The sequence below is a fragment of the Leifsonia sp. GW821-FHT13C09 genome, from assembly GCF_058806435.1.
In genome coordinates this window covers 285,711-310,695 of sequence record NZ_JBXAPS010000003.1, presented here as the reverse complement: position 1 = coordinate 310,695, position 24,985 = coordinate 285,711, and the positions used below count along the sequence as shown (strand labels likewise).

At 71.9% G+C, this 24,985-nt stretch carries 23 protein-coding genes and 1 tRNA gene; 11 read left to right on the top strand and 13 right to left on the bottom strand.

What is annotated here, in order from left to right:
* Nucleotides 1–15: 15 nt before the first annotated feature.
* On the bottom strand, nucleotides 16–612 hold the full coding sequence (locus AC1ROW_RS12895; protein ID WP_493019304.1) for a DUF6230 family protein: 597 nt from the start codon (nucleotides 610–612) through the stop codon (nucleotides 16–18).
* Between the two features lie 180 nt (nucleotides 613–792).
* Between AC1ROW_RS12895 and AC1ROW_RS12890 the strand changes: the two genes are divergently transcribed.
* Entirely contained in the window at nucleotides 793–1,383 is a 591-nt protein-coding gene (locus AC1ROW_RS12890) for a TetR/AcrR family transcriptional regulator (protein WP_493019303.1), read from the top strand.
* A 26-nt stretch (nucleotides 1,384–1,409) separates the two neighbouring features.
* On the opposite strand, the gene AC1ROW_RS12885 is transcribed toward AC1ROW_RS12890, so the two are convergent.
* Both AC1ROW_RS12885 and AC1ROW_RS12880 read right to left on the bottom strand, forming a co-directional pair.
* Complete coding sequence (locus AC1ROW_RS12885) at nucleotides 1,410–1,739, bottom strand: hypothetical protein (RefSeq protein ID WP_493019302.1); 330 nt, start codon at nucleotides 1,737–1,739, stop codon at nucleotides 1,410–1,412.
* A gap of 80 nt (nucleotides 1,740–1,819) precedes the next feature.
* A complete protein-coding gene (locus AC1ROW_RS12880; RefSeq protein WP_493019301.1) occupies nucleotides 1,820–2,725 on the bottom strand; it encodes a DsbA family protein in 906 nt (301 codons plus the stop codon).
* A 123-nt stretch (nucleotides 2,726–2,848) separates the two neighbouring features.
* On the opposite strand from AC1ROW_RS12880, the gene AC1ROW_RS12875 reads away from it, so the two are divergent.
* Complete coding sequence (locus AC1ROW_RS12875; RefSeq protein WP_493019300.1) at nucleotides 2,849–3,469, top strand: class I SAM-dependent methyltransferase; 621 nt, start codon at nucleotides 2,849–2,851, stop codon at nucleotides 3,467–3,469.
* Nucleotides 3,470–3,479: 10 nt separating this feature from the next.
* Here the strand turns inward: AC1ROW_RS12875 and AC1ROW_RS12870 are convergent, their stop codons facing one another.
* From AC1ROW_RS12870 to AC1ROW_RS12860, 3 genes are all read right to left on the bottom strand, one after another.
* Nucleotides 3,480–4,736 (bottom strand): alpha-hydroxy acid oxidase, encoded by a 1,257-nt coding sequence (locus AC1ROW_RS12870; RefSeq protein WP_493019299.1) that lies wholly within the window; start codon nucleotides 4,734–4,736, stop codon nucleotides 3,480–3,482.
* A 9-nt stretch (nucleotides 4,737–4,745) separates the two neighbouring features.
* Nucleotides 4,746–5,531 carry an FCD domain-containing protein gene (locus AC1ROW_RS12865; RefSeq protein WP_493019298.1) on the bottom strand — a complete coding sequence of 262 codons (786 nt, stop codon included), beginning with the start codon at nucleotides 5,529–5,531 and terminating at the stop codon, nucleotides 4,746–4,748.
* A gap of 82 nt (nucleotides 5,532–5,613) precedes the next feature.
* Nucleotides 5,614–7,059: an MDR family MFS transporter gene (locus AC1ROW_RS12860; protein ID WP_493019297.1), complete on the bottom strand. Its 1,446-nt coding sequence runs from the start codon at nucleotides 7,057–7,059 to the stop codon at nucleotides 5,614–5,616.
* Nucleotides 7,060–7,144: 85 nt separating this feature from the next.
* On the opposite strand from AC1ROW_RS12860, the gene AC1ROW_RS12855 reads away from it, so the two are divergent.
* The 4 genes from AC1ROW_RS12855 to AC1ROW_RS12840 all read left to right on the top strand — a co-directional run bounded on the left by AC1ROW_RS12855 (nucleotide 7,145) and on the right by AC1ROW_RS12840 (nucleotide 13,245).
* Nucleotides 7,145–7,783: an ArsR/SmtB family transcription factor gene (locus tag AC1ROW_RS12855; RefSeq protein ID WP_493019296.1), complete on the top strand. Its 639-nt coding sequence runs from the start codon at nucleotides 7,145–7,147 to the stop codon at nucleotides 7,781–7,783.
* Nucleotides 7,780–9,051 carry an MFS transporter gene (locus AC1ROW_RS12850; RefSeq protein WP_493019295.1) on the top strand — a complete coding sequence of 424 codons (1,272 nt, stop codon included), beginning with the start codon at nucleotides 7,780–7,782 and terminating at the stop codon, nucleotides 9,049–9,051. Before AC1ROW_RS12855 ends, AC1ROW_RS12850 begins: the two co-directional genes overlap by 4 nt.
* 79 nt (nucleotides 9,052–9,130) lie before the next feature.
* Complete coding sequence (locus AC1ROW_RS12845) at nucleotides 9,131–12,895, top strand: AAA family ATPase (RefSeq protein WP_493019294.1); 3,765 nt, start codon at nucleotides 9,131–9,133, stop codon at nucleotides 12,893–12,895.
* Nucleotides 12,896–13,074: 179 nt separating this feature from the next.
* Nucleotides 13,075–13,245: a hypothetical protein gene (locus AC1ROW_RS12840; RefSeq protein ID WP_493019293.1), complete on the top strand. Its 171-nt coding sequence runs from the start codon at nucleotides 13,075–13,077 to the stop codon at nucleotides 13,243–13,245.
* Nucleotides 13,246–13,254: 9 nt separating this feature from the next.
* Here the strand turns inward: AC1ROW_RS12840 and mscL are convergent, their stop codons facing one another.
* The 3 genes from mscL to AC1ROW_RS12825 all read right to left on the bottom strand — a co-directional run bounded on the left by mscL (nucleotide 13,255) and on the right by AC1ROW_RS12825 (nucleotide 14,687).
* Nucleotides 13,255–13,695, bottom strand: coding sequence for a large conductance mechanosensitive channel protein MscL (mscL, locus tag AC1ROW_RS12835; protein WP_493019292.1), 441 nt, complete (start codon nucleotides 13,693–13,695; stop codon nucleotides 13,255–13,257).
* Nucleotides 13,696–13,756: 61 nt separating this feature from the next.
* Entirely contained in the window at nucleotides 13,757–14,083 is a 327-nt protein-coding gene (locus AC1ROW_RS12830; protein ID WP_493019291.1) for an FmdB family zinc ribbon protein, read from the bottom strand.
* 19 nt (nucleotides 14,084–14,102) lie between these two features.
* The gene (locus AC1ROW_RS12825) at nucleotides 14,103–14,687 is read right to left on the bottom strand and encodes a 5-formyltetrahydrofolate cyclo-ligase (protein ID WP_493019290.1); all 585 of its coding nucleotides are present in this window, start codon (nucleotides 14,685–14,687) and stop codon (nucleotides 14,103–14,105) included.
* Nucleotides 14,688–14,746: 59 nt separating this feature from the next.
* Between AC1ROW_RS12825 and galU the strand changes: the two genes are divergently transcribed.
* The 4 genes from galU to AC1ROW_RS12805 all read left to right on the top strand — a co-directional run bounded on the left by galU (nucleotide 14,747) and on the right by AC1ROW_RS12805 (nucleotide 17,765).
* Nucleotides 14,747–15,709: a UTP--glucose-1-phosphate uridylyltransferase GalU gene (galU, locus tag AC1ROW_RS12820; RefSeq protein WP_493019289.1), complete on the top strand. Its 963-nt coding sequence runs from the start codon at nucleotides 14,747–14,749 to the stop codon at nucleotides 15,707–15,709.
* Between the two features lie 42 nt (nucleotides 15,710–15,751).
* On the top strand, nucleotides 15,752–16,414 hold the full coding sequence (locus AC1ROW_RS12815; RefSeq protein WP_493019288.1) for a GNAT family N-acetyltransferase: 663 nt from the start codon (nucleotides 15,752–15,754) through the stop codon (nucleotides 16,412–16,414).
* 119 nt (nucleotides 16,415–16,533) lie between these two features.
* Nucleotides 16,534–17,631: a hypothetical protein gene (locus AC1ROW_RS12810; protein WP_493019287.1), complete on the top strand. Its 1,098-nt coding sequence runs from the start codon at nucleotides 16,534–16,536 to the stop codon at nucleotides 17,629–17,631.
* A gap of 58 nt (nucleotides 17,632–17,689) precedes the next feature.
* Nucleotides 17,690–17,765, top strand: a tRNA-Ala gene (locus AC1ROW_RS12805).
* A 53-nt stretch (nucleotides 17,766–17,818) separates the two neighbouring features.
* On the opposite strand, the gene AC1ROW_RS12800 is transcribed toward AC1ROW_RS12805, so the two are convergent.
* Entirely contained in the window at nucleotides 17,819–18,421 is a 603-nt protein-coding gene (locus tag AC1ROW_RS12800) for a LysE/ArgO family amino acid transporter (protein WP_493019286.1), read from the bottom strand.
* A 68-nt stretch (nucleotides 18,422–18,489) separates the two neighbouring features.
* On the opposite strand from AC1ROW_RS12800, the gene AC1ROW_RS12795 reads away from it, so the two are divergent.
* Nucleotides 18,490–19,371 (top strand): LysR family transcriptional regulator ArgP, encoded by an 882-nt coding sequence (locus AC1ROW_RS12795; protein WP_493019285.1) that lies wholly within the window; start codon nucleotides 18,490–18,492, stop codon nucleotides 19,369–19,371.
* 112 nt (nucleotides 19,372–19,483) lie between these two features.
* On the opposite strand, the gene AC1ROW_RS12790 is transcribed toward AC1ROW_RS12795, so the two are convergent.
* From AC1ROW_RS12790 to AC1ROW_RS12780, 3 genes are all read right to left on the bottom strand, one after another.
* Complete coding sequence (locus AC1ROW_RS12790) at nucleotides 19,484–21,730, bottom strand: heavy metal translocating P-type ATPase (protein ID WP_493019284.1); 2,247 nt, start codon at nucleotides 21,728–21,730, stop codon at nucleotides 19,484–19,486.
* On the bottom strand, nucleotides 21,730–21,939 hold the full coding sequence (locus AC1ROW_RS12785) for a heavy-metal-associated domain-containing protein (protein ID WP_493019283.1): 210 nt from the start codon (nucleotides 21,937–21,939) through the stop codon (nucleotides 21,730–21,732). Before AC1ROW_RS12785 ends, AC1ROW_RS12790 begins: the two co-directional genes overlap by 1 nt.
* A gap of 118 nt (nucleotides 21,940–22,057) precedes the next feature.
* Nucleotides 22,058–24,937 (bottom strand): aminotransferase, encoded by a 2,880-nt coding sequence (locus AC1ROW_RS12780; RefSeq protein ID WP_493019282.1) that lies wholly within the window; start codon nucleotides 24,935–24,937, stop codon nucleotides 22,058–22,060.
* Between the last annotated feature and the right edge of the window lie 48 nt (nucleotides 24,938–24,985).

Genomic DNA, 24,985 nt, shown 5'->3' with positions numbered 1-24,985 from the left:
TCGTCCCCGCGCGGCTCAGAAGCATCCCTTCGATCCGTCCGTGAGCTGCACGTGCATGCCGGTGAGCGTGAAGACCGAGGCCTGCGTGCTCCACGCGGTCTGCTTCAGGTGCGAGATGGTCACCGTGTCGGAGTCCTGCGCGAAGTCGCCCGCGGAGCCCTTGGCGGTCGTGTTCACCGTCGAGGCGTCGACGCCGATGCGGATGTTGTGGAACTCCGCGTCGCCGGCGAGGTCGGTCATCCCGATCTGGAGGTCGCTGGCGCTGGCCGGGTTGCCGCCGCCGCCGGCGGTGATCAGCACGCCCACCTTGCCCAGCGGGGTGTCGGAGACCACCGACTGGCACAGGTCGGCGAGGGTGGCCGACTTGATGTTGGCGATCGCGACCTGGTGCTGCTTCCCCGTGGTGTCGGGCGCGACACCGGCGTACTGCGAGAAGCCGGTGCCATCGAGCTTCGAGGCGCTGATCTGGAACTGGCTGCCGGAGACGGCGAACGAGACCGGGACGGCCCCCTGTGCGACACCGGCCATCAGCATGGTGGAGACCAGCGCGACGGGCACGGCGGCGAGCACGATACGTCCGGCGTGGGAGCCGGCGAGCTTGCGGAACTTCATCGATCCTCCTGTTCGGGGGCTTGACAGCGACTGTGCGGTCGTTCCCACGACGAGACTAGACGCTATTGACCGATTGTCAATAGTCGGCCGAATGGAGGACCGCCGAATGGACGACGGAAGGGTCGTTCCGGTCCCCGTGGCGCAACTGCCGAGCCAGCGGAGAGCGCCTAGGCTCGACACATGGACACCGATCGGCGCACCCGGCTCACCCCGGACGAGCGCCGGGCCCAGCTCGTCGCGCTCGGCGTCGCGCACCTCGCCGACCAGCCGCTCGAGACCCTCACGATCGAGGAGCTGTCGGCGCGAGCCGGCGTGTCACGAGCGCTGCTTTTCCACTACTTCGGCTCGAAACAGGGGCTGCACCGGGAGGTGGTCCGCACAGCGCGCGACAGCATGCTGCACGCCACCGAGCCCATCCCCGACCTGCCGCCGCGCGAGCGGCTGCACGACACCCTGACCCGCATCGTCGCGTTCGTGCGCGAGCACAGCGGGACGTTCTACTCGCTGGTACGCGGCGTCGCGAGCGGCGACGACGAGGTGCGCGTCGTGATCGAGGAGGCCAGGGCCGAGCAGGCGGAGCGCGTCCTCGCCGTGTTCCTCGAGCTCGGTGCGGCCGACACCCCGCTGCTCCGGATCGGCCTGCGCTCGTGGATCGCGTTCGCGGAGGACGTGCTGGTCGCGAGCGCGATCGGCACCGACCTGCCGTCCGAGAGCATCGTCGCGTTCCTGGAGCGCAGCGCGAACGGGGTCGTGGAGGCGGTCCCCGCCTAGACGCGCCGCGCTCGAGGCCTTCCGGCCTAGATGCCTTCCTCGTCCAGGTCGTCCTGGGTCAGGATCCCGTCGTCCGGGTTTCTTTCCGGGTCGTGCTCGTCGTAGTCCGGCTCGGCCTCGCGCGGCTGGCCGCCGGTCGGGCCGTTGTTGCCGTCGCCCGGCCCCGGCCAGACCGTCTCGCCCGCGACCCCGTCGGTCGTCACCAGCTCGTCGGCGAAGTCCGCCTCCGCGATCGGGTCGTTCAGTGCGTAGTCGACTTCGCCGTCAGCGGGGTCCACCCAGCCGGCCGTGTCCCCGGCGTCGGGGTCGCCGATCTCGGGCTCGTCCGCGCCGTCCACCGGAATGCGGTCGTCCATCGTCTTCCCCTCTCCTGCCGTCGGCTGTTCGGGCCGAACGTACACCCGCGTGCGGGGGCAGCAGGAGAGGGGAGCGACGACTACGGCTTCGGGAAGGTGTAGCTGCCGCTCGATCCGGCGCTCTTGACCGCGGCCGTGACGAACGACGCGAACTGGGAGGCGTCGGTGAAGCCGCCCTGGTAGCGCTCGCCGTTCACGAACACCGTCGGCGTGCCGAAACTGCCGGTCGACGGGTTCTTGAGCTGCGAGTTGGCCACCGCCTCATTCGTGCGGTCGGTCACGAACTTCGAGAAGGTCTGCTGGTTCACGCACGACGTGATCGCCGAAGAGCTGACTCCGGCGCTCTTGAACAGTGACAGCATCTTGGCGTTGGTCAAGCCGGAGCCGGTCTGCTCGTCCGGCTGGTTGGCGAACAGCACGCTGTTGAGGTCGAAGTACTTGTCGGGCTCGTAGTTCGCCACGCACGACATCGCCGCCGCCGCCCGGGTCGAGTACTTGTTGTTCGTGCTGGAGTCGAGGATCGCGATCGGGTGGATCTCGAGCGTCGCCGTGCCGTCCGCCATCATCTGCTTCATCTGCGGGGAGTTCGTGGTCTCGAACTGGTCGCAGTACGGGCACTGGTAGTCGAGCCAGATCTGGATGTGCGCGGTCTTGCCGTCGAGCGTCTGCGTCGTCGGCGTGGGCTTGGCGCCCTGCGCGATCGGCGGGGTGGTGACGGCCTTGTCGGCCTTGGTGAGCAGGATCCCGCCGCTGAGCATGTTCTTCGGGTTGGCGACGCTGCTGGAGGCATTGACGCTGGTGAAGATGATGACGCCGATGACCGTCAGCACCGCGATGATGCCGACGATCACCGAGCTCTGAACGATGACCTTGCGCCGCTTGGCCTTCTTGGCGGCCTCCTCCCGCATCCGGCGAGCGGTCTCCCGTGCCTCGGCTCGGCGATCGTTCTTCGTCGGGGTCGTGGCGCCTCTGCCCGTAGCAGCCATTCAGGTCATTCCATTCGCGAAAGGGGGACGGTATCCGAGAAGCAAGCGTATGGGCAAAAGCTTTGGATGTGCCGAAGGCCCGGGATAGCGTGGTCGGGTGACGACATGCGAGGGCTGACGATGATGACCGATGACGCAGCGCGGAGCTCCGGAGCCGATACCGCGGGGGCTGAGTATGCCGCGAGGCTGGCCCGGCTCGACCAGTCCCGTTGGCGGCGGGCGCTCAACGTGCAGGCGCCGTACCGCTGGAACATCCGCAGGCTGAAGCTCGGCCGGGTGCTCGACATCGGTTGTGGGCTCGGGCGGAACCTCGCCCATCTCGCCAACGACAGCGTCGGGGTGGATCACAACGCGGACTCCATCGCGGTCGCGCGGGCGAGAGGCCTGACCGCGTTCACGAGCGAGGAATTCCCGGCGAGCGGATACGCGGTCCCGGGCGCGTTCGACTCGCTGCTGTTCGCCCACGTCGTCGAGCACGTCTCGCGCGAATACGCGACGGAGCTCGTGCGGGGATACCTCCCGTACCTCAAGCCGGGCGGCGCCGTGCTGTTCATCACCCCGCAGGAGCGCGGCTTCGCCAGCGACGCCACGCACGTGACGTTCACCGACTTCGCCGACCTCGACCGCCTCGCCCGCGCGACCGGCCTCTCGCCGGTGCGGCACTTCAGCTTTCCCCTGCCGCGCGTGGCCGGGAAGGTCTTCGCCTACAACGAGTTCGTCTTCCTGACCCGCGCGCCCGGCTGAGCCCCGCGCGTCACACCCGCGCGCCCGTGCTCGCCGACGCGATCGGCAGCAGCCGCTGCAGCTGCGTGACATGCGCCGGCGTGAGGTCGGCCAGGGTCGGCACTTCCAGCAGCTTCATGGTGCGGACGACCTGGTCGCTCAGGATCTGGATGGTGCGGTCGACGCCCGCGCGGCCTCCCGCCATCAGCCCGTAGAGGTAGGCGCGGCCGATCAGCGTGAACTTCGCGCCGAGCGCGTAGGCGGCGACGATGTCCGCGCCGTTCATGATGCCGGTGTCGATGGCCACCTCGGTGCGGTCGCCGACGGCCGCCACGACCTTCGGCAGCAGGTGGAACGGGATCGGCGCCCGGTCGAGCTGGCGGCCGCCGTGGTTGGAGAGCACGATGCCGTCGACGCCGAGGTCGACCAGCTTCACCGAGTCCTCGACGTTCTGCACGCCCTTCACCACGATCTTCCCCGGCCACATGCTCCGGATGATGTCGAGGTCGGCGAAGCTGATGGAGGGGTCCATCGCCGAGTCGAGCAGCTCGCCGACGGTGCCGCCGGTGGAGGACAGCGACGCGAACTCCAGCTTGGGCGTGGTGAGGAAGTCGTACCACCACCACGGCCGCGGGATGGCGTTGACGATGGTGCCGAGGGTGAGCTGCGGCGGGATGGAGAAGCCGTTGCGCTTGTCGCGCAGGCGTGCGCCGGCGACCGGGGTGTCGACGGTGAAGAACAGGGTGTCGAATCCGTTCGCGGCGGCACGGCGGACGAGCTCGTAGGAGATCTCCCTGTCGCGCATCACGTAGAGCTGGAACCAGTTGCGGCCGGCCGGGTTGGCGGCTTTCACGCCCTCGATGGAGGTCGTGCCGAGCGTCGAGAGGGTGAACGGGATGCCCGCGGCGCCCGCCGCTCCCGCGCCGGCGACCTCGCCCTCGGTCTGCATGAGCCGGGTGAACCCGGTCGGCGCGATCCCGAACGGCATCGCCGACGGGCCGCCCCAGATCTCGCACGAGGTGTCGACGGTGGACACGTCGCGCAGGATCGACGGGTGGAACTCGATGTCCTGGAACGCCTGGCGCGCGCGGGCCAGGGAGAGCTCGCCCTCGGCGGCGCCCTCCGTATAGTCGAAGGCGGCCTTCGGCGTCCGGCGCTTCGCGATCGCGCGCAGGTCCTCGATCGTCAGGGCAGCGCTCAGCCGGCGCTTCTTCGCGTCGAGCTCCGGCTTCTTGAACGACAGGAGCTCGAACAGCTCGGCGGGCTTGGGGAGTTGGCGGGTGACCATTTCGTGTGCCTAACGTGCGTCGGTGGTGAACGGGGACGACTCGCGGGCGGGGGTCGAGTCGCGAGCGGGGGTCGAATCGCGGGCGGGGGTCGAGTCGCGGGCGGGGGTCGCGTCGCGGTAGTAGCCGCTGATGTGGTCGTGGATGAGCGTGCGTGCCGTCGCCGGGTCGCCGGCGTCGATCGCGGCGACGACGCCACGGTGCTCGGCGCGGAGCCGGGCGGCCATGGCCTGCCAGTCGGGGATGCGCGCGGCGCCGGCGAGCACGTAGCCCTCGATCGAGCTGCGGAGGCCGGCCATGGTCGTGGCGACGACGGTGTTGCCGGCCGCCTCAGCGAGCGCGAGGTGGAACTGGGCGTCGAGCGCCAGGAACTCCGGCGCGGTGAGGGCGGGCTCATCCATCGCGTCGAGGAGCTGGCGGGCGTCGGTCAGGTCGGCGGGGGAGCGCTCGGCGAGCTCGCTCGCGACCGCTGACTCCAGGAGCAGTCGCGTGCTGACGACGTCGGCGACGGGGAATCCGCTCGCAGCGACCTGGAGCCGCATGAGCGCCTGCATCCCGCCGAGCGGCCGCGCGACGATGATCGCGCCGGAGCTCGGACCGGAACCGGTCTGCGTGCGGATCAGCCCCATGGCCTCCAGGACCCGGACGGCCTCGCGCACGCTGGAGCGGGCGACACCGAACTCGGCGGACAGCGCGCGTTCGGGCGGCAGGTGGTCGCCGGGCCGGAGCCGGCCGTCGACGAGGCGCTCCTCGATGCGGGCGAGCACGCTCTCCCACGCCTTCGGCTCGGTCGTCATCGCGCGGGCTCCTCCTGTGGTCGGACCATATGGTCAGACCACACGATAGCACGCACGCCCGGCATCGCGACGGCCGGGGTGGTCAGTCGGCGGCGGCTTGCGCCCGGCCGAACTCCACGTCCTCCACGCGCGAGCGCGGCATCGCGATGCCCGCGACGATGGTCAGCGCCGCGACCACCGCCACCGCCGTGAACACCGCGGTCGACGCGCCCTGCACGGCCGCGGGCGAGTGCGCTCCACCCGCGCTGGAGAGGATGATCGCGTTCGCGATCGCGCCGAACACCGCAACGCCGACGGCGCTGCCGATCGACCGCGCGAACATGTTGGTCCCGGTGACCACACCGCGCTCGCTCCAGTCGACGCTCGACTGCGCCGCGATCAGCGTCGGCGTCGCGACGAGGCCCATCCCGAGGCCGACGACGAAACAGCTCACCGCCACGAAGAGCACGCTCGGGTGGACGCTCGTCGCCGCCAGGATGATCGTCCCCACGATCGCGATGCTCGTACCGAGCAGGGCGGTGCTGCGGAAGCCGATCCGCAGGTAGAACCGTCCCGAGATGCTCGCCGCGATGGGCCAGCCGAGCGTCAGCGCCGCGACTGCGAGGCCGGCGACCAGCGGGGGAGCGCCGACCGTGGCCTCCAGATAGGTCGGCACGTACGAGGTGAGGCCGATCAGGATGGCGCCGATGCCGAGCGAGATGAGCGTGGTCGTCGCCAGCAGCCGCCGGGAGAGCACCCAGAGCGGCATGACCGGCTCGGCCGCGCGGCGCTCCACGAGCGCGAACGCGACCAGCAGGAGCGCGCCGAGCGCGAACGCGCCGATGCTCCAGACCGAGTCCCAGGTCCAGGCCTGGCCGCCCTCCAGCACCGCGAGGATGAGCAGCGACATCCCGGCGGTCAGCAGCGCCGAACCGGCGTAGTCGATGCGGTGCTTCTTGGGCTCGATGCTCTCGTGGAAGCTGCGGATCAGCATCCACGCGGCCAGGATGCAGAGCGGCACGTTGACGAAGAAGATCCACCGCCAGGACAGGAACTGCGAGAACAGGCCGCCGAGGGTCGGCCCGACGACCGAGGAGATCGCCCACACGCTCGCCAGGTAGCCCTGGGTCTTGGCGCGCTCGGCCACCGTGTAGATGTCGCCGGCGATGGTCATCGACATCGGCTGAATGGCGCCCGCGCCGAGGCCCTGGAGCGCGCGGAAGGCGATGAGCGCCGGCATGCTCCAGGCGAACCCGCACAGCACAGAGCCGAGGAAGAACAGCCCGATGCCCGCCAGCACGATCGGCTTGCGCCCGACGGTGTCGGACAGCTTGGCGTAGACCGGCACGGAGACCGCCTGCGCCAGCAGATAGATGGAGAACAGCCACGGGAACGACGCGAAGCCGCCCAGGTCGCGGACGATCGAGGGGACGGCGGTGGCGAGGATGGTCGCGTCGATCGCGACCAGTCCGGTCGTCAGCATGAGTGCGATCAGGATCGGTCCGCGCTCGGAACGGAAACCGACGCTCGCCCGGGAGATTTCGTTCATCCCTGTGAACAACAGCCACCCCTCCCGATCATTCCCCCGCCACGCCGACTTGACGTGAAAGAACCGAACGCGCACAATCTGAAACATGTCTTTCACATCGGATGGTCGCGCCGCCGGAGGCCGCCGCGAGGACCGCCGCACGGTCACCGACCCTCGGGCGCTCCGTGCCCTTGCGCACCCGCTCCGGCTCGCGCTGCTCGACCACCTGATGTCGTTCGGCGCGAGCACCGCGAGCGAGTGCGCCGACGCGGTCGGCTCCACGCCCTCCAACTGCAGCTACCACCTGCGCGCCCTGGCCAAGTTCGGGCTCGTGGAGCGGGTCGAGGCGGAGGACGGCCGCGAGCGCCCCTGGCAGTCCACCGCCACCGGGCTCACCCTCGGCCGCACCGAGGACCCGGCGATGCAATTCGGCGCCGACTCAGTCGAGCGCTTCTTCGCCGACCACCAGATCGACGAGGACGCCGCCCGCCTGCACCGCTCGATCGCGCAGCGCGACAGCGTGCCGCCCGAGTGGCGGGAGGCGAGCATCCTCTCCGGCTACGCACTGCGCATCGCACCAGAGGAACTGCGCGAGCTGGGGGAGCGGTTGGACGCGCTCATCCGCCCGTACATCGCGCTCACCCGAGCGGACGCGCCGGAGGACAGCGCGGTGGTCGTGCTGGGGCTCAACGCGTTCCGGCACCCGGACCAACCGCTCGCCCAGAACGAGAAGGGCCGATCATGACCCGCTCACCGCTCCTGCGCCGCGACTACGCCCTGATCTGGTCGGCGGGCCTGGTCTCCGACACCGGCGACTGGCTGCTGATGATCGCCCTCCCGCTCTTCGCGTTCTCGGCGACCGGCTCGGCGCTCGGCGCCTCGACCGTCTTCCTCGCCGAGCTCATCCCGATGCTGATCGCCGGTACCTTCCTCGGTGTGCTGGTCGACCGCTGGGACCCGCGGCGCACCATGATGGTGACCGCGCTCATCCAGGGCGTCGCGCTCCTGCCGCTGCTCGCCGCGGGGCCCGACCGGATGGGCATCGTCTACGCGGTCGCCGCCGTGCAGTCCTGCCTCGGCGCGGTCATGAACCCGGCGCGGCAATCGATGGTCCCCCGACTGCTGAGCCCGGACGAGCTCGGGCGCGGCAACGCGCTCCTCGCCATCGCCGACAACCTCGCGCGGCTGGTCGGCTCGCCGCTGGGAGGCCTCGCCTTCGCGGTGTCCGGGCTCCCTGGCGTCGTGGTCGTCGACGCGGTGTCGTTCGCCGTGACCGCGCTCCTGGTCGCGCTCACCCGGCCGCTCGCGCCGCGGGTCCCGGAGCCGGGGGAGGAGTCCGCGCCGGCCGTCGAGCGCCGTCTGCTTCGGGAGTGGGCGGAGGGCATGGCCACCATCGTCCGCGACCGGGAGCTCGCCACGGTGGCGGTCATCGCCATCATCGGGAGCGTCGCCCAGGGCGTCTTCCTCGTCCTCTTCATCGTCTACGTCACCGAGAACCTGCACGCCGGGGACACCGAGGTCGGCCTCCTGCGCGGCGTGCAGGCGATCGGAGGTGTGCTCGGCGGCCTCCTCGCGGGCGTGCTGGTGCGCCGGGTCGCGCCGCGATGGCTGATCGGCGTCGGCTATCTGGTGTTCGGCGGGCTGTCGCTGCTGACCTGGAACCTGGCGCAGGTCACGACGGCGGTCTGGGTCTACGCGGGGCTGTTCATCGCGATGGGGCTGCCGGCGGTCGCGACCGAGACGGGCGAGATCACGCTCGTGCAGACGGTCACGCCGCGGGCCGCGCTCGGGCGGGTGATCGCGGCGGTGCGGACGATCTCGGGCGCTGCCCAGGGAATCGGCCTCCTGATCGCCGGTCTCGTCGCGACGTCCCTCGGTGCCGTGCACGTGCTCGACGCGCAGGCCTCGCTGTATCTCCTGTGCGGCGTGCTCGCGCTGGTGTTCCTCGGCGGCCGCCGCACGCGTCGGGAGACCGTCGCAGAACCGGCCGCCTCCCGCGCGTCGTCGTCCTGATCGCGGCCCTGACCGGCGAGTTGGCGCGAAACCCGGTCGATTGCCAGACGTTTCGCGGATCGGCACGTAGGGTGTCGGTGTGTGGCGACTGGATAGGAAGAGCGAGGACGACGACGACATGACGTCCGACGTGCGCGAAGGCGACGCCCTGCGCCCGGCCGCCAACACCACGTCGCCGCACACGCTCAGCCTCGGCGAGGCCGGTCTCGTGGCCGGCAACATCGCGGACCACGTCTGGGCGCGCTGGCGCGAGGAGATCGCGGCGATCGGCGGCGACTCGCCGCTGCTGCACTTCGAGGACAGCCCGCGGACGCGCATCGAGCTGAGCACGACGCATCCCGGCGGCCTCCCGCAGTTCATCACCGGGCAGAGCACCCTGCTCTCCAGCCTGATCCGGGACGAACTCGCCCTGCGCACGGCGCGGGCGGCGGCCAACGCGATCACGGCCAAGGGGATCGAGCTGCGCTCGGTACGCGGCATCGAGTCCATTCATCTTGCGATCGGCCTCGCCCAGTGGCGGCACGGCACGGACGAGTACATGGCGCCGATCCTGCTGCGCCCGATGGCGATCCGCCGGTACGGCCGGGACTTCGAGTTGAAGCTCAAAGGCCAGCCGTTCCTCAACCCCGAACTCTCGAAGGCCCTGGCCGAGCAGTTCCAGATCACGCTCGACGCGAACGCGTTCGTGGCGCTCGCCCTCGACAACGGCGCCTTCAAGCCGCAGCCGGTGATCGACCGGCTGCGCGGCCTCACCTCGCACCTGCCCTGGTTCAACGTCCAGCCCCGACTGGTGGTGTCGTCGTTCGTGGACGTCGCGCCCGCATTGCGCGCCGAGGCCGACGACCTGGACACCACGCTCCTGGACGCCCTGGCCGGCAACCCGACCGCGCGCACCACGATCGAGAGCGCCTTCAGCCCCGCGCAGCCCGTCCGCCAGGACGAGCGGGCGCCCGCCACCGACTCCCTGCTGCTCGACGCGGACGAGGAGCAGGAGAACGTCGTCGCCCAGATCGCCGCGGGCAACTCGCTCGTCGTGAAGACGCTCCCCGGCACCGGCGGCACCCAGACCGTCGTCAACGCGGTCGGCGCGCTGGTCGCCCAGCACAAGCGCGTCCTCGTGGTCGGTCCGCGCCGCTCCAGCCTGGAGGACATCGCCCAGCGGTTCGCGAAGGTCGGCCTGCCCGGCCTCGCCGTGACGCCGCGGAGCCTCCGCCGTGACCTCATCCAGTCGATCGGCCGCAACGAGAAGGCCGAGCAGCCGCGCGTCACCGACGTGGACGACGCGCTCGTGCGCCTGCGCAAGGTGCTCCTCGACTACCGCGCGGCGCTCGCCCGCCGGGACCCGGTGCTGCATGTCTCGGTGCTCGACGCGCTCCGCGAGCTGTCCCGGCTCGCGCTGCTGCCGACGCCGCCGTCCACCACGGCGCGCCTCAGCCCGGCCTCCATCGAGGCGCTCGCGTCAGGCCGCGACGCCGCGGCCGACGCGCTGATCCGCGCCGCCCGCCTCGGCGAGTTCCGCTACGGCCCCAACGACTCGCCGTGGTACGGCGCCTCCTTCGCCACCACCGAGGAGGGCAAGGCCGCCCACGACCTCGCCAAGAAGCTCAGCCGCGCCGAGCTTCCGCGCCTCCTCGACCGGGCCAAGGCGCTGATCGGGCAGACCCGGATGCGGCCGTTCGAGTCGATCGCCGAGCTCGGCGTCTATCTGCGTCTCCTGCTTGACGTGCGGGAGACCCTGGACCGCTTCACCCCGGCCGTGTTCGACCGCTCGATCGCCGAACTGATCGCCGCGACCTCCTCGCGCCGCGAGTCGCCCGCCATGTCGGGCGCGAACCGCCGCCGGCTGCGCAAGCTGGCCCTGGAGTACGTGCGCCCCGGCGTGCACGTCACCGACCTCAACGAGGCGCTGCGCCGCATCCAGCAGCAGCGCATCCTCTGGAACCGGTTCGCGGTCGCCGGCGTCGTGCCCGAGGTGCCGGTCGGCATCGCGGACGTGCAGGTCGCGTACCAGCGCGTCGCGGAGGACCTGGCCCGCCTCGACATCCCGCTGCGCCGCACCGGCACCCCCCAGTCGCTGTCGGTGCTGCCGATCGAGGAGCTGACCCGGCAGATCGCCGGTCTCGCCGCCGAGTCCGAGGTGCTCGCCAACCTGCAGGAGCGCACGGCGCTGCTCGGCCAGCTGCGCGACCGCGGGCTGGACCCGCTGCTGTCCGACCTGTCGGTCCGCCACGTGCCGGAGTCGCAGGTCAGCGCCGAACTCGAACTGGCCTGGTGGCAGTCGGTGCTGGAGTCGTTGCTGGCCTCCGACCGCGCTCTCCTCAGCGGCAACACCAGCGTGCTGGACCGGCTGGAGGCCGACTTCCGGCTGGTGGACGAGGCGCACGCCTCCGCCACCGGCAAGCAGCTCGCGTGGATGCTCGCCGAGACCTGGAAGATCGGCATCGTGGACTGGCCGGAGGAGGCCAAGGCGCTCAAGAAGCTGCTCACGACGGCCACCCCGACCGCGGCGTCGCTCAACGCGGCGGCCCCGCACCTGGCGCGCCCGCTCGCGCCCGTGTGGCTGGTGTCGCCCTATGAGGTGCCCGCCATCGACAAGGAGGTCGCGTTCGACACGGTCGTGCTCATCGACGCCGGCGCCTCCAGCCTGGCCGAGAACGTCCCCGTGCTGCGCCGGGCGCGCCAGGTGGTCGCGTTCGGCGACCCGGTCACCCAGACCCCGTCCCGCTTCGACGTGGGCGTGCACGAGTACGGCACGACAGTGGAGGCCGCGGACGTGGACGCCCTGCACGCCGACTCCGCCCTCGCCCGGCTCTCCGAGCTGCTGCCGGTCTACACGCTCGCCCGCAGCTATCGGGCCGGCGGCGAAGACCTGGCCGAACTCGTCAACCGCCGCTTCTACGGCGGCAACATCGACTCCCTGCCGTGGGCCGGCACCTACCTCGGCCACGGCAGCCTCGCCCTCCACTACGTCACCGGCGGCCAGGGCATGCCCGACAGCGACACCGGCGCCGTGGAGAGCACCGACGCCGAGGTGGCGAAGGTCGTCGAGCTCGTGTTGCGGCACGCGACCGAGCGACCGCGCGAGTCCCTCATGGTCATCACCGCGAGCGAGCGTCACGCGGTGCGCGTCAACCAGGCGGTGCTGTCCGCGTTCGCCAAGCGGACCGAGCTCGCCGACTTCATCCTCGGCGACCGGCCGGAGCCGTTCACCGTCGTCACGCTGGAGCAGTCCGTCGGCCAGAGCCGCGACCGCGTCGTCTTCTCGATCGGCTACGGCCGCACGCCGCACGGCCGGCTGCTGTCGAACTTCGGCGCGCTCGCCGAGCCGGGCGGCGACCGCCTGCTCGCGGTCGGGATGACGCGCGCCCGCCGCGGCATGGACATCGTCTCCTGCTTCCGCCCGGACGACATCGACGAGTCCCGGATGCGCCACGGCATCGCGGCGCTCGCCCAGGTGCTGGGGGAGGCCGACCAGCTCCAGGCCGCCACGCCCGAGTACCTGAGCCCGGACGCCGACCCGATGGTGGTGGACCTCGCCAAGCGCCTGTCCCGCCGCGGTCTGGACGTGCAGATCGGCTACCGCGGCAAGCTCACGCTGGTGGCGTCGAACGCGGGCCGCGCGGTGGTGGTCGAGACGGACGAGGACGTGAACCGCGGCAGCCTCCGCGAGTCGCTGCGGCTGCGCCCGGACGTGCTCCGCCGCCTCGGCTGGCACTACCTCCGCGTGCACAGCTTCGAGCTGTTCGCCGACCCGGACGCCGTCGCCTCCCGCATCGCCCGCCTCATCGGCGTCAACGACGAGGCGAGCACCGAAACCGCCCCCATCACGCTCCCGGCGCTCTGACGCCCCCGCTCTGACGCCCTGCCGCACATTCGTGCCGAATGTCGCGAATGGCGCCGCGATACCCGCTATTCGTGCCGAATGTGCGCGCGGGACATTCGGCACGAATGTCGCCAATGGCGTGGGCATACGCGACATTCGTCACGAATGTGGGCGCACGGGCGGGGGGTTAAGGTGGGAGGGTGAGCGCGAAGCCTGAACCGGAACGGCCTGCACGTAGGCCGCGCCGCGTGCAGCGGGCGGGCGCGCCCGGCGCCGACCCGACACCGCGGGTGCCGGAGCGGGACCGCGAGGAGGCTTCGTGGTCGCCCAACGACGAGCAGCTGCGGCGGGACGTCCCGCCGCACTACTGAGCGGACGGCCTACGGCAGCGGGTCGGCGTGCCGGCCGGCCGAGGCCGCGGGCGGAGCCTGCTGCGCCTGCAGCAGGTCGCGGATCTCCGTCAGCAGGTCCAGCTCGGTGATCGGGGCGTCCGGCTCCACGACGCCCTTCTTGCGGAGGCGGTCCATCCGCTGCTTGAGCCGGTTGATCGGGAAGACGAAGACGAAGTAGACCACGACGGCGACGATCAGGAAGTTGATGATCGAGCCGAGGACGGCGCCGAACTTGATCTCGGCCCCGTTCAGGTGCACGATCATCGCCTTGTCGAGCGAGCTCGCTTTGAAGAACGCACTGATCAGCGGGGTGAAGAGGTTCGTCACGATCGACGTGACCACGGCGGTGAACGCGGCGCCGATGACGACCGCGACCGCCAGGTCGATCACGTTCCCACGGAGGATGAACTCTCTGAAGCCTTTGAGCAAGACCGGTCCTTTCGCCAGGTGGATGGAACTGGTGGTGCTGTGCGCTGCCGCGCGGGGAGGGTCAGGCGGCGGAGCCGGACGATCCGGACGAGGCCGAGGACCCGGAGGACGACGACGACGAGGAAGAACCCGAGCCCGACGACGAGGAGCCGGAGGAGGACGAGCCGGACGAGGCGGGCGTCGACGACGCCCCGCCACCGGTCTTCGCCCCGCCGCGCGAGTCCGTCCGGTAGAACCCGGACCCGTTGAACGTCACGCCCACCGTGCCGAACACCTTGCGCAGCGTGCCGCCGCAGTTCGGGCAGACCGTGAGCGCGTCATCGGTGAACGCCTGGTGGATGTCGAAGGCGTGGCCGCAGTCGCGGCACGAGTAGGAGTAGGTGGGCATGGGCTTCCGTGTCGTGTTGTCAGGAGAACTGGACGATGCGGGTCGGGGTGACCGCGCCGTCGACCGGCTGATCGTGCCGCTCGCGCGGGACCTCGTCCACGAGCTCGCCGTCGAACACGACGGCGTACACCGGGGGACATTTTTCCATGCTGCCGAGCGTCTTGTCGAAATAGCCGCGGCCCCAGCCCATCCGCATCCCGGTCGCGTCGACGGCGGCGGCCGGCACGAGGATGAGGTCGACGTCGTTGATCGCGATCGGCCCGAGCAGTTCGCCGACGGCCTCCGGCATCCCGAACAGCCCCTCGGTTTCGCTCTCGCCGTCGCCGGTGGTCCAGTCGAGGAGGCCGTCCTCGCGGGAGATCGGGAGCAGCACCCGCAGCCCCTGGGCGACGGCCCAGTTGACGAACGGCCGGGTGTCCGGCTCGATCGTGGTCGACAGGTAGCAGGCCACGGAACGGGCCGAGAGGTCCGTCGTCAGGTCGACCAAGTTCCGGGTGATTCCGGCGGTCGCGGCCTGTCGTTCGGTGCTCGTGAGGTTCTGCCGCCGCTCGCGCAGCTCGGCGCGCAGTGCGCGCTTGCGATGGGCTGCTGTGTCGGTCTCCATAGCGCAATCCTAGAAGATCGCCCGGGGACACCGACCGAAATCCGGATACTGTGGGCGTTATGGCTACTCACGTGACGAAAGCAGTGATCCCCGCAGCAGGCCTCGGGACCCGGTTCCTCCCGGCGACGAAGGCGATGCCCAAAGAGATGCTGCCGGTCGTCGACAAGCCGGCCATCCAGTACGTGGTCGAGGAGGCCGTGGCTGCGGGCCTCCACGATGTGCTCATGGTGACCGGGCGCAACAAGAACGCGCTCGAGAACCACTTCGACCGCAACGCCGAGCTGGAGGACACGCTCGAGAAGAAGGGCGACACCGACCGGCTCGAGAAGGTCAACTACTCCACCTCGCTCGCCGACCTCCACTACGTCCGCCAGGGCGACCCCAAGGGCCTCGGCCACGCGGTGCTGCGCGCCAAGATGCACGTGGGCCGCGAGCCGTTCGCCGTGCTGCTCGGCGACGACATCATCGACTCCCGCGACGACCTCCTCCAGCACATGCTCGAGGTGCAGCAGAAGTACAACGCCACCGTCGTCGCGCTGATGGAGGTGCCGCGCGAGTCCATCCACCTCTATGGCGCCGCGGCCATCGAGGAGACCGGCGACGACGACGTGGTGCGCATCACCGGGCTGGTCGAGAAGCCGGACGCCGACAAGGCGCCCTCCAACTACGCGATCATCGGCCGTTACGTGCTGCGACCGGAGGTGTTCGACGTGCTCGAGCGCACGAAGCCGGGCCGCGGCGGCGAGATCCAGCTGACCGACGCCCTGCAGTCGATGGCGGAGGCGCCGGACTGGACGGGCGGCGTGTACGGCGTCGTCTTCCGCGGCCGCCGGTACGACACCGGCGACCGGCTCGACTACATCAAGGCGATCGTCCAGCTCGCGGTCGACCGCGAGGACCTCGGCCCGGAGCTGCGGCCGTGGCTGAAGGAGTTCGCCGACGGCCTCCACGACGAGCCGCGCGAGATCCTGGAGGAGATGCCGACCGACGCGGCTGACGCGCCGGCGGACGTCAACCGCTAACGTCGTATCTGCGGCGCGAGGTCGTCGCAGAAGGAGGACGCCGTGGCGTTCGTCATCCCCACGCTGAGCGAGGGACGCATCGGACTGCGACCGATCCGCCTGCGGGACGCGCGCGCCCTGGAGCGCTCGCTGCTCGACAACCGGTCGTGGCTGCGGCAGTGGGAGGCCACCAGCCCGTATGCGCCCGGCGCGTTCGACACCCGCGCGAGCATCCGCTCCCTGCTGGCGAACGCGCGAGCGGGGCACGGCCTCCCGTTCATCGTGGAGTACGACGGCCGGCTGGCCGGGCAGCTCAACGTGTCGTCGGTGACCTACGGCTCGCTCTCCAGCGCCACGATCGGCTACTGGATCGCGGAGGAGTTCGCCGGCCGCAACATCACGCCGACGGCCGTGGCGCTGGCGACCGATTACTGCTTCTACCAGCTCGGCCTGCACCGCATGGAGATCTGCATCCGCCCCGAGAACGCGCCCAGCCTCCGGGTGGTCGAGAAGCTCGGCTTCCGCTACGAGGGTCTGCGCCGGCGCTACATCCACATCAACGGCGACTGGCGCGACCACTACTGCTTCGGCCTGGTGTCGGAGGAGCTGCAGCAGGGTGTGCTGCGGCGCTGGATGGACGGCGACGCGCCCGAGGCCGCCGCCGCGGTGACCGCGGAGGACCGCGCGGCCGCGGCCGTGCCGTTGCCGGTGGCCCGGCGGCACTGAGTGCCAGGTGCTCCTGAGCGCGCTGCACGCGGGTCGTGCGCGCGCTGAGAGTCCTCTCCATCGAAGACACACCCGGGCGCTGCCCCGGACGCGGCCCGGCGGACCCCTAACTTAGAGGCATGACTGGGGATGTGATGGGCGGTGGGGTGGTCGTCGCCATCGCGGCCGCCCTCTGGCTGGCTTACCTCGTCCCGGTGTGGCTGCGTCGCCGCGAATACCTGGCGACCGAGCGCAACGCGGTGCGCCTGCAGCAGACGCTGCGCATCCTGGCCGAGACGAGCGAGCTGCCGGACGAGGTCCGCATGGAGGCGACCGCCAAGACGGTCGCGGAGCAACAGCGGATCCTCCGCAAGGCGGAGGAGAGACGCCTGGCCATCGCGCGCGCGGAGGCCGCCGCCCACGCCCGCCGCGAGCAGGCCGTCGCCGAGGAGCGCCGGCAGGCCGCGGAGGAGGCCGAGCGCGCCGCCGCCGAGGCCATCGCCCTGGAGCGCGCCTCCCGAGCGGCAGCGGCCCAGCGGGCTCGCGCCCTCGCGGCGCTGAACGCACGCCCCGTGCTGTCACCCCAGCGTCGCCGCCGCCTGCGCCGTTCCCGCGCCGTCTGCACCCTGCTGCTGGTCGCCGGGCTGGTGGGGGTCGCCTCCGGCGCCGCCCTCCTCTTCGCGACCGGCGCCTGGTTGCTGCCCGTCGTGTCCGCCGTGGTCACGGTGGGCGCCCTCGGGATGCTGAGCCGCCTGTCCCGCGCGGCGAACGCGGCGCCCGCGCCCGTCCCGTTCGTCCCCGCAGCGACGGCGTCGCCCGCGCTCTACGACGACGCCAAGCACGACCTCCCGGTGCAGGAGGCCCTGCGCCAGAGCTGGACGCCGCAGCCGCTCCCGAAGCCGCTGCACCTGTCGCCCGGAACCGTGGCCGCGGCCGCGATGGCGTCGGTGGACGCCGCCGCCGAGCTGCGCCGCGCGGCCGCGCGCGCCGACTTCGAGCGCAAGGCGACCGCCGTCGCCGAGGCTGCGCCGGCGGTGCCCGCACCGGTCCGGCTGCGCCCGGTCGCGGCCGCTCCGGAGGCTGCACCGGTCGCCGTGGCGGCTGCGCCCCGCCCGGTCCCCGCGCCCGTCGTGGAGGCCGTCCCGAACGTGTACTCCAGCATGGGCATCGTCGGCTCGGTGGACGACGGCGCCCTCGACCTCGACGCCGTCCTCCGCCGCCGCCGGGCTGCGAGCTGAGCCCCCCTCGATTTCGACTCGGCACCGCGAGAGTGCTATTGTTTCTAAGCAATCCCCCGGGGCTATGGCGCAGTTGGTAGCGCGCTTCGTTCGCATCGAAGAGGTCAGGAGTTCGAATCTCCTTAGCTCCACCAGGTAAAGAATAAGGACCGCTGAATGGCGGTCCTTTTCTTTTGCGGACGTTCTGTCACACCACCAGCATCACCGCCAGCACCAGCATCAGCACCGCGATCCCCGCATCCAGCACCCGCCAGGCCGCCGGTCGCGCGAACACCGGCGCCGCCACCCGCGCGCCGAACCCGAGCACCAGGAACCAGAGCAGGCTCGCCGTCGCCGCGCCCGCGCCGAACACCCAGCGCCCCGGATCGCCGTGCGTCGCCGACAGCGAGCCCAGCAGGAGCACGGTGTCGAGGTACACGTGCGGGTTCAGCCAGGTGATGGCGAGGCAGGTGCCGATCGCCGCGGCGAGCGTCCCGCCTCCGGAGGTCGCGGCCGTCAGGGTGCTCGGGCGGACGGCGCGCACGGCGGCGAAGACCGCGTAGCCGATCAGGAACGCGAAGCCCGCCCAGCGCACGATCGTCAGCGCCAGCGGCGCGGCCTTCACCAGCGTCCCGATCCCGGCGACGCCGGCCGCGATCAGGAGCGCGTCGCTCGCGACGCAGATCGCGACCACCGCCAGCACGTGCTCGCGGCGGAGCCCCTGGCGCAGGACGAACGCGTTCTGCGCCCCGATGGCGACGATGAGGGCGGCGGCAGAGCCGAGGCCGGTGAGGTAGACGGAGAGCACCATTCGACGATAGGCAACGCAGCACCATCAGTACAGCTTGATTTCCTTATGAACCATTAGCATTGCTGTCGATGGAAGCCTCGACGGACCAACTCCGGACGCTGGCCGCGGTGATCGACCACGGCACGTTCGACCGTGCCGCTGCGGCCCTGCACATCACGCCGTCCGCTGTGAGCCAGCGCATCAAGTCGTTGGAGGAGCAGAGCGGTCGGGTCCTGGTGCGGCGCAGCAAGCCCATCCAGGCGACGGAGGCCGGCGCGGTGCTGCTGCGCCTCGCCCGCCAGGTCGCGCTGCTGGAGGCGGAGGCGGCAGCCGACCTGAAGGGCGGCGAACGGACCGCCGCGACCCCGATCCCGCTGGTGGTCAACGCGGACTCCCTCGCGACCTGGGTGCTGCCCGCGCTCGCTACGGTCCCCGGCGCGGCCTTCGACATCACGCTCGACGATCAGGAGCACACCATCGACCGCCTGCGCGACGGGACGGCCATGGCGGCGATCGGCTCGGACCCGGAGCCGGTGCAGGGCTGCACGGTCACCGCGCTGGGGACCATGCGCTACCGGCCGCTGGCCAGCCCGGGCTTCGTGGAGCTCTGGTGCCCGGACGGCTGGACGGCCGACCGGGCGGCGGTCGCGCCGATGCTGGTCTACAACCGGAAGGACGCCCTCCAGGACCGGTACCTCGGCGCGTTCGCGCCGGGAGCGCGCCCGCCGCGGCACTTCGTCCCGGCGTCCACCGAGTTCGCGGGCGCCGCGGTGCTCGGACTGGGCTGGGGGATGGTGCCGGACCTCCAAGCCGACCCGTTCGTGGCCGACGGGAGGCTCGTGGTCCTGGATCCGGCCGGGGCAGTGGATGTGCCGCTGTACTGGCAGCAGTGGTCGCTGCACTCGGCCGCCCTCGACGCGGTCGCCGCGGCGATCGCGCGTGCCGCCGCCGTCGCACTTCGCCGCCCCTGAGCGGCCGTCCTCGTCAGAGCGTCAGAGCGTCAGAGCGTCAGAGCGTCAGAGCGTCAGAGCGTCTCGGGGCGCAGGTCGAGCCGGCGCAGGAGCTGCGCGTGGTCGGTGTGGCTCACGATCCCCTCCGATCCTCGGTTCCGCGCTCGGGGCGGAACGACCGCAGTCGCAGGCTGTTGGTGACGACGAAGACGCTCGAGAACGCCATCGCGGCGCCCGCGATCATCGGGTTCAGCAGTCCGAACGCGGCCAGCGGCAGCGCCGCGAGGTTGTACGCGAACGCCCAGAACAGGTTCCCGCGGATGGTCGCGAGCGTACGCCGCGACAGCCGCACGGCGTCGGCCGCGGCGGTCAGGTCGCCGCGCACCAGGGTGAGGTCGGCGGCCTGGATGGCGGCGTCCGTCCCCGTCCCCATCGCCAGCCCGAGGTCGGCGGACGCGAGCGCCGCCGCGTCGTTGACGCCGTCGCCGACCATCGCGACGCGCCGCCCCTCGGCTTGAAGCCGCCGGACCACCTCCGCCTTTCCAGCCGGCAGCACGCCGGCGATCACCTCGTCGATCCCGACCTCGCGTGCGACCCGGAGCGCGACCGTCTCGTTGTCGCCGGTGAGCAGCACCGGTCTCAGGCCCAGCCGCTTCAGCCGCCGTACGGCCTCCGCGCTGTGCGGAGCGACGGCGTCCGCCACCGTGAGGACGGCCCGGGCGCGGTCGCCCCAGCCCACCACGACGGCGGTCAGGCCGGACGACTCCGCGTCGGCGACGGCCTGACGGAGGCCCGGTCCGAGCGGCATCCCGGCCCCCGAAACGAACGACGCGCGACCGACGACGACGCGCTCGCCGTCGACGACACCCGAGACGCCGAGCCCGCCGTCGCTGCGGAATCCCGTGACGGGAGGCAGCGTTCCGGCCTCCCGGGCGGCGCCGGCGATCGCGCGGGCGATCGGGTGCTCGGAGGCGTCCTCCACGGCGCCGGCGCGGCGCAGCGCCTCGGCCCGCTCGCCTCCCTCCACCTCGACGCCGACCAGCGTCATCCGCCCGGTGGTCACGGTCCCGGTCTTGTCCAGCAGCACGGTGTCCACGCGCCGCGTCGCCTCCAGCACCTCCGGCCCGGTGATCAGGATGCCGAGTTGCGCCCCGCGCCCCGTCCCCACCAGCAGTGCGGTCGGCGTCGCGAGCCCGAGCGCGCACGGGCAGGCGATGATGAGGACGGCCACCGCCGCGGTGAACGCCGCGTCCGCCGGTGCACCGAGGACCAGCCACGTCACGAGCGTGACGAGCGCGATCCCGATCACCACGGGGACGAAGACGCCGCTGACGCGGTCCGCCAGCCGCTGTGCGGCGGCCTTCCCGGACTGTGCGTCCTCCACCAGGCGCGCGATCTGCGCGAGCTTCGTGTCCGCGCCGACCGTCGTGGCGCGCACGACCAGACGGCCGCCGGCGTTGACCGTGCCGCCCGCGACGGCGTCGCCTGCGCCGACCTCCACCGGGACGGACTCGCCGGTCAGCAGGGCGGCGTCGACCGCTCCGGAGCCGTCGGTCACGACACCGTCCGTCGCGATGCGCTCGCCGGGGCGAACGACGAACACGTCGCCGACCGCCAGGTGCTCGACGGGGATGCGCTCCTCGCGAGGGCCGTCCGGCCCGTCGCGCAGCACCGACGCCTCCTTCGCACCGGACTCCAGGAGCGCCCGGAGCGCCGCTCCCGCCTGGCGCTTCGAGCGCTTCTCGAGGAAGCGCCCGGCGAGCACGAACACGGTCACTGCGGCGGCGACCTCCAGGTAGAGGTCCGCGCCCGTCATCCCGGGCGCGGCCGCACCGCCGAAGACCAGCGCGTACAGCGACCAGGCATATGCGGCGGTGACCCCGAGCGAGACCAGCGTGTCCATCGTTGCCGCCCCGTGCCGCAGGTTGACGGCCGCGGCGCGGTGGAAGGGCCACGCACCCCACGCGACGACGGGCGTCGCCAGGGCGAGCGCGGCCCACTGCCACCCCGGGAACTGCAGCGCGGGGACCATCGAGAGCAGCACGACAGGGAGGCCGAGCCCGGCGCTGCCGATCAGCCGGCGCCGGAGCGACGCGAGTTCGGGATCGGCGGGGCGCCCGTCCGCGGGCTCGGCGGGCGCGGACGGCGCCGGGAGGGCGGCGGTGTACCCCGCGCTCTCCACCTGCGCGACCAGCACCGCGGGGTCGTAGCCCGCGGGCGCGAACACCGTCGCCTTCTCGGTCGCGTAGTTGACGCTCGCCTCGACGCCGTCGAGCTTGTTGAGCTTCTTCTCGACCCGGGTCGCGCAGGAGGCGCACGTCATCCCGCCGATCAGCAGCTCCAGGCGCGGCTGGGCGTGTGCGGCGTCGGTCGGGGGCATCAGGAGCGGACCGCGCTGTACCCGGCCTCCTCGACCGCGGCGAGCACGGCGGCGTCGTCGACGGGGGAGGCCGACTCGACCGTGAGCACGCCCGTCGCGGCAGAGACGTCGACGCCGGTCACTTCGGCGATCGCGGTCACCTCTTCGGTCACTGCGCGCTCGCAGTGCTCGCAGGTCATCCCGGTCACCTGGAACGTGGTGGTCGTCATCTCGTCTCCTTCCGTTGCGTGATACCCAGAGGGGGTATGCCAACGGACATGACTATATACCCGCCAGGGGTACCAGTCAAGGCGCGCGAGATGGCAGCCGGGCGGCGGCGGGCCCCGCCTAGATCGTCGCCAGCACGAGGTCCAGCGCGTCCACGAACCGGTCGGCGCTCTCCCGCGTGATGCACAGCGGCGGCTTGATCTTCAGTACGTTCTTGCCGTCGCCGGTGGGCTGCACGATCGCGCCCTCCCGCAGCATCCGCTCGCACACCAGCGCGGCCTCCGCGGTCGCCGGCTCCAGTGTCTCGCGGTCGCGAACCAGTTCGACGCCGAGGTACAGCCCCATCCCGTGCACCGCGCCGACGAGGGGATGACACTCCCCGAGTGCGCGCAGTCGTCCGGCCAGGTGGTCGCCCACTGCTGCGGCGTTCTCCTGCAGCCCCTCGTCCCGCATGACATCGAGCACCGTGAGCCCGACGACCGAGCTGACCGGGCTGCCGCCGGCGGACGAGAAGAAGGAGCCCTCGGCCGCGAACGACTCGGCGATCTCGCGCCGCGTGATGACCGCGCCGAGCGGGTGGCCGTTGCCCATCGCCTTCGCCACGGTGATCACGTCCGGGACCACACCCTGCTGCGCCGAGCCCCAGAAGTAGTGCCCGAGCCGGCCGTAGCCCACCTGCACCTCGTCCGCGATGCAGACGCCGCCGCGCGCGCGCACGCGCTCGTAGACGCCGGCGAGGTAGCCGTCCGGGAGCATCAGGCCGCCCGCGTTGCCGAACACGGGCTCGGCGATGAAGCCGGCGAGCCCGTTCCCTGCGGCGTCCAGCGCGGCGAGCTGCTCGTCGAGCTCGGCCAGGTAGGCGGGGCCGGAGTCAAGCCCGCGGTGCCGGCCGTGGAACACGTTCGGCGACGCGATCAGCTCCACCCAGTCCGGCCGGGTCTCCAGCGCGCGCGGGTTGTCGCCCAGCGACGACGAGACGGCGTCGGCGCCGACCGTCCAGCCGTGGTAGGCCTCGGTCACCGCCAGGATCGTCCGCCGCCCGGTGTGCACCTGCGCGAGCCGGAGGGCGAGGTCGACCGCCTCGCTCCCGCTGTTGACCAGGAAGACCGTGTCGAGCCCGTCGGGCGCGACCTCCGCCAGCCGCTCGGTGAAGCGCGAGAGCTCCTCGTAGTGGAAGCGCGAGTTCGTGTTGAGCAGCGCCCACTGGTCGCGGACGGCGCGCACGAGCCGCGGGTGCGCGTGCCCGATCTGGGTCACGTTGTTGACCATGTCCAGGTAGCTCTGCGCGCGGGTGTCGAACAGGTGGTGCCGCCAGCCGCGCTCGATCAGCGGCGGCTCGGCGAAGTAGTGCTCCTGCACCCGGGCGAACGACGAGTCGCGGCGGGAGAGCACGTCGGCCGGGTCGGCTGCCGGTGCGGCGAGGTCGACGCCGAAGAGGCCGGACGGGTCGGGGGAGACCTCGTGCCAGACCGTGAGCGGCAGCGCGGGCGTGACGAACGCCGGGGGCCGCCAGCCGGGCACCGTGCTGAGCTGAGCCGTGAGCCGCACCGCGCTGCCGATGACCTCCCCGCGCTCGACGGGGGCCGTGGTCAGCGGGCGGGACAGGCCGTCGAGCCAGAGGCCGATCGTCTCGCCCTGCAGCAGCCACGCGCCCTCCACCAGCCGCAGCTCGCCGGCGAACGGCGCGTGGACGACAGAGCCGGCCGGCGCGTCGAGCGTGACGCCGAGCGCGATCGTGGGCGACGGGTCGGTGCGGTCGAGGCGCGCGCGGGTGAGCCGGGCCTCGGCGTAGCGGGTGAGCGCGTGGCCGTTCTCCTGGCAGATCCGCCCCAGCACGGCGTCCTCGAAGCCCGGGCGCTGCCAGCGACCCTCGTCCAGGTCGTGACCGGTGACCGAGAGGTCCGCGAGGTGCGCGTCGGTGCTGTCGAGCGCGACGAGGCGGCCGAGCGGCGTCGCGTCCGCGGCACCCGCGGCGCGGGTCGCGAGTCGCGCCCGGATCGCGGCCTCCACCTCCCCGAACGGCAGCCGCCGCGCCACGTCGAACGCGACCCACTCGTGCGCCCGGTTCTCATCGGCGTAGGCGTTGTCCCCGTCGAGGACGACCTGCTGCTCGCCGCTGACCACGAGCACGGCGCCGCGCAGCACGACGAGCGGCCAGAGCGCGGCCAGGTCGGCGTCGTCGAGCGGGGCCTCCGCATGGAACGCCTCGATGACGTCAAGCACCGCGAGCGGGTCGTCCGGCTGGTGGTGGAGGGCGCTCGTCACGGTCGCCGCGAGTTCGGCCACCAGCCAGCCTTCGGCGACATCGCCGAAGTCGATCACCCCGGGGCCGTCCGCGCCGAGCACGATGTTGTCGTCCGTCACGTCGCCGTGGATGGCCTGCACCCGCAGCCGGCGCCGCAACGGTTCGAGCGCGGCGAGCGCCGCCCCCGCCGCCTCCACCACCGCGCGCCGCTTCGCGGGCTGGACGACGTGCTCGGCCAGGAGCGCGACGACCTCGCCGCCGATCCGCGCGTCCCACTGGGTGGTGCGGGCGAGCCCGGGATGCCGCAGCCCCGCGAGCCCGGCGGCGATGCTCCCGGAGAGCCGGCCCAGGGTGCGCAGCTGCTCGGGGCTGAGTCGCGCGACCTCGGTGAGCGGCTCGCCGTCGAGAAAGCTCAGAACCCGCGCGTGCAGGGCTGTGCCGCGGACCTCCACCGCGACGACCTCGCCGCCGTCGCGTGCGGCCAGCACGGTTGGGATGCGCGCGTCGGCGCCGGCCAGCAGCCCGAGCGCCGCGTTCTGGGCGTGCAGCTCCTCGACCGCGAAGACCGGGTTGGCGATCTTGAGCACGTAGCGGTGCGTGCCGGTGTCGATCAGGAAGTTGCGGTCCTGGTTGCTGCCCAGCTCGGTGATCCGGCCGGTGAGCCCGAAGGCCTCTTCGGCCACGGTTGCGGCGTCGTCGGCCCTCACCTCCGGCCGGGGCAGGGACGGCTGGGCCAGGAAGTCGGAATTGGGCACGGCTGCTCCTCGGCTGCGGGGGCGGGACGCGGCCAGTCTATTGAAGGC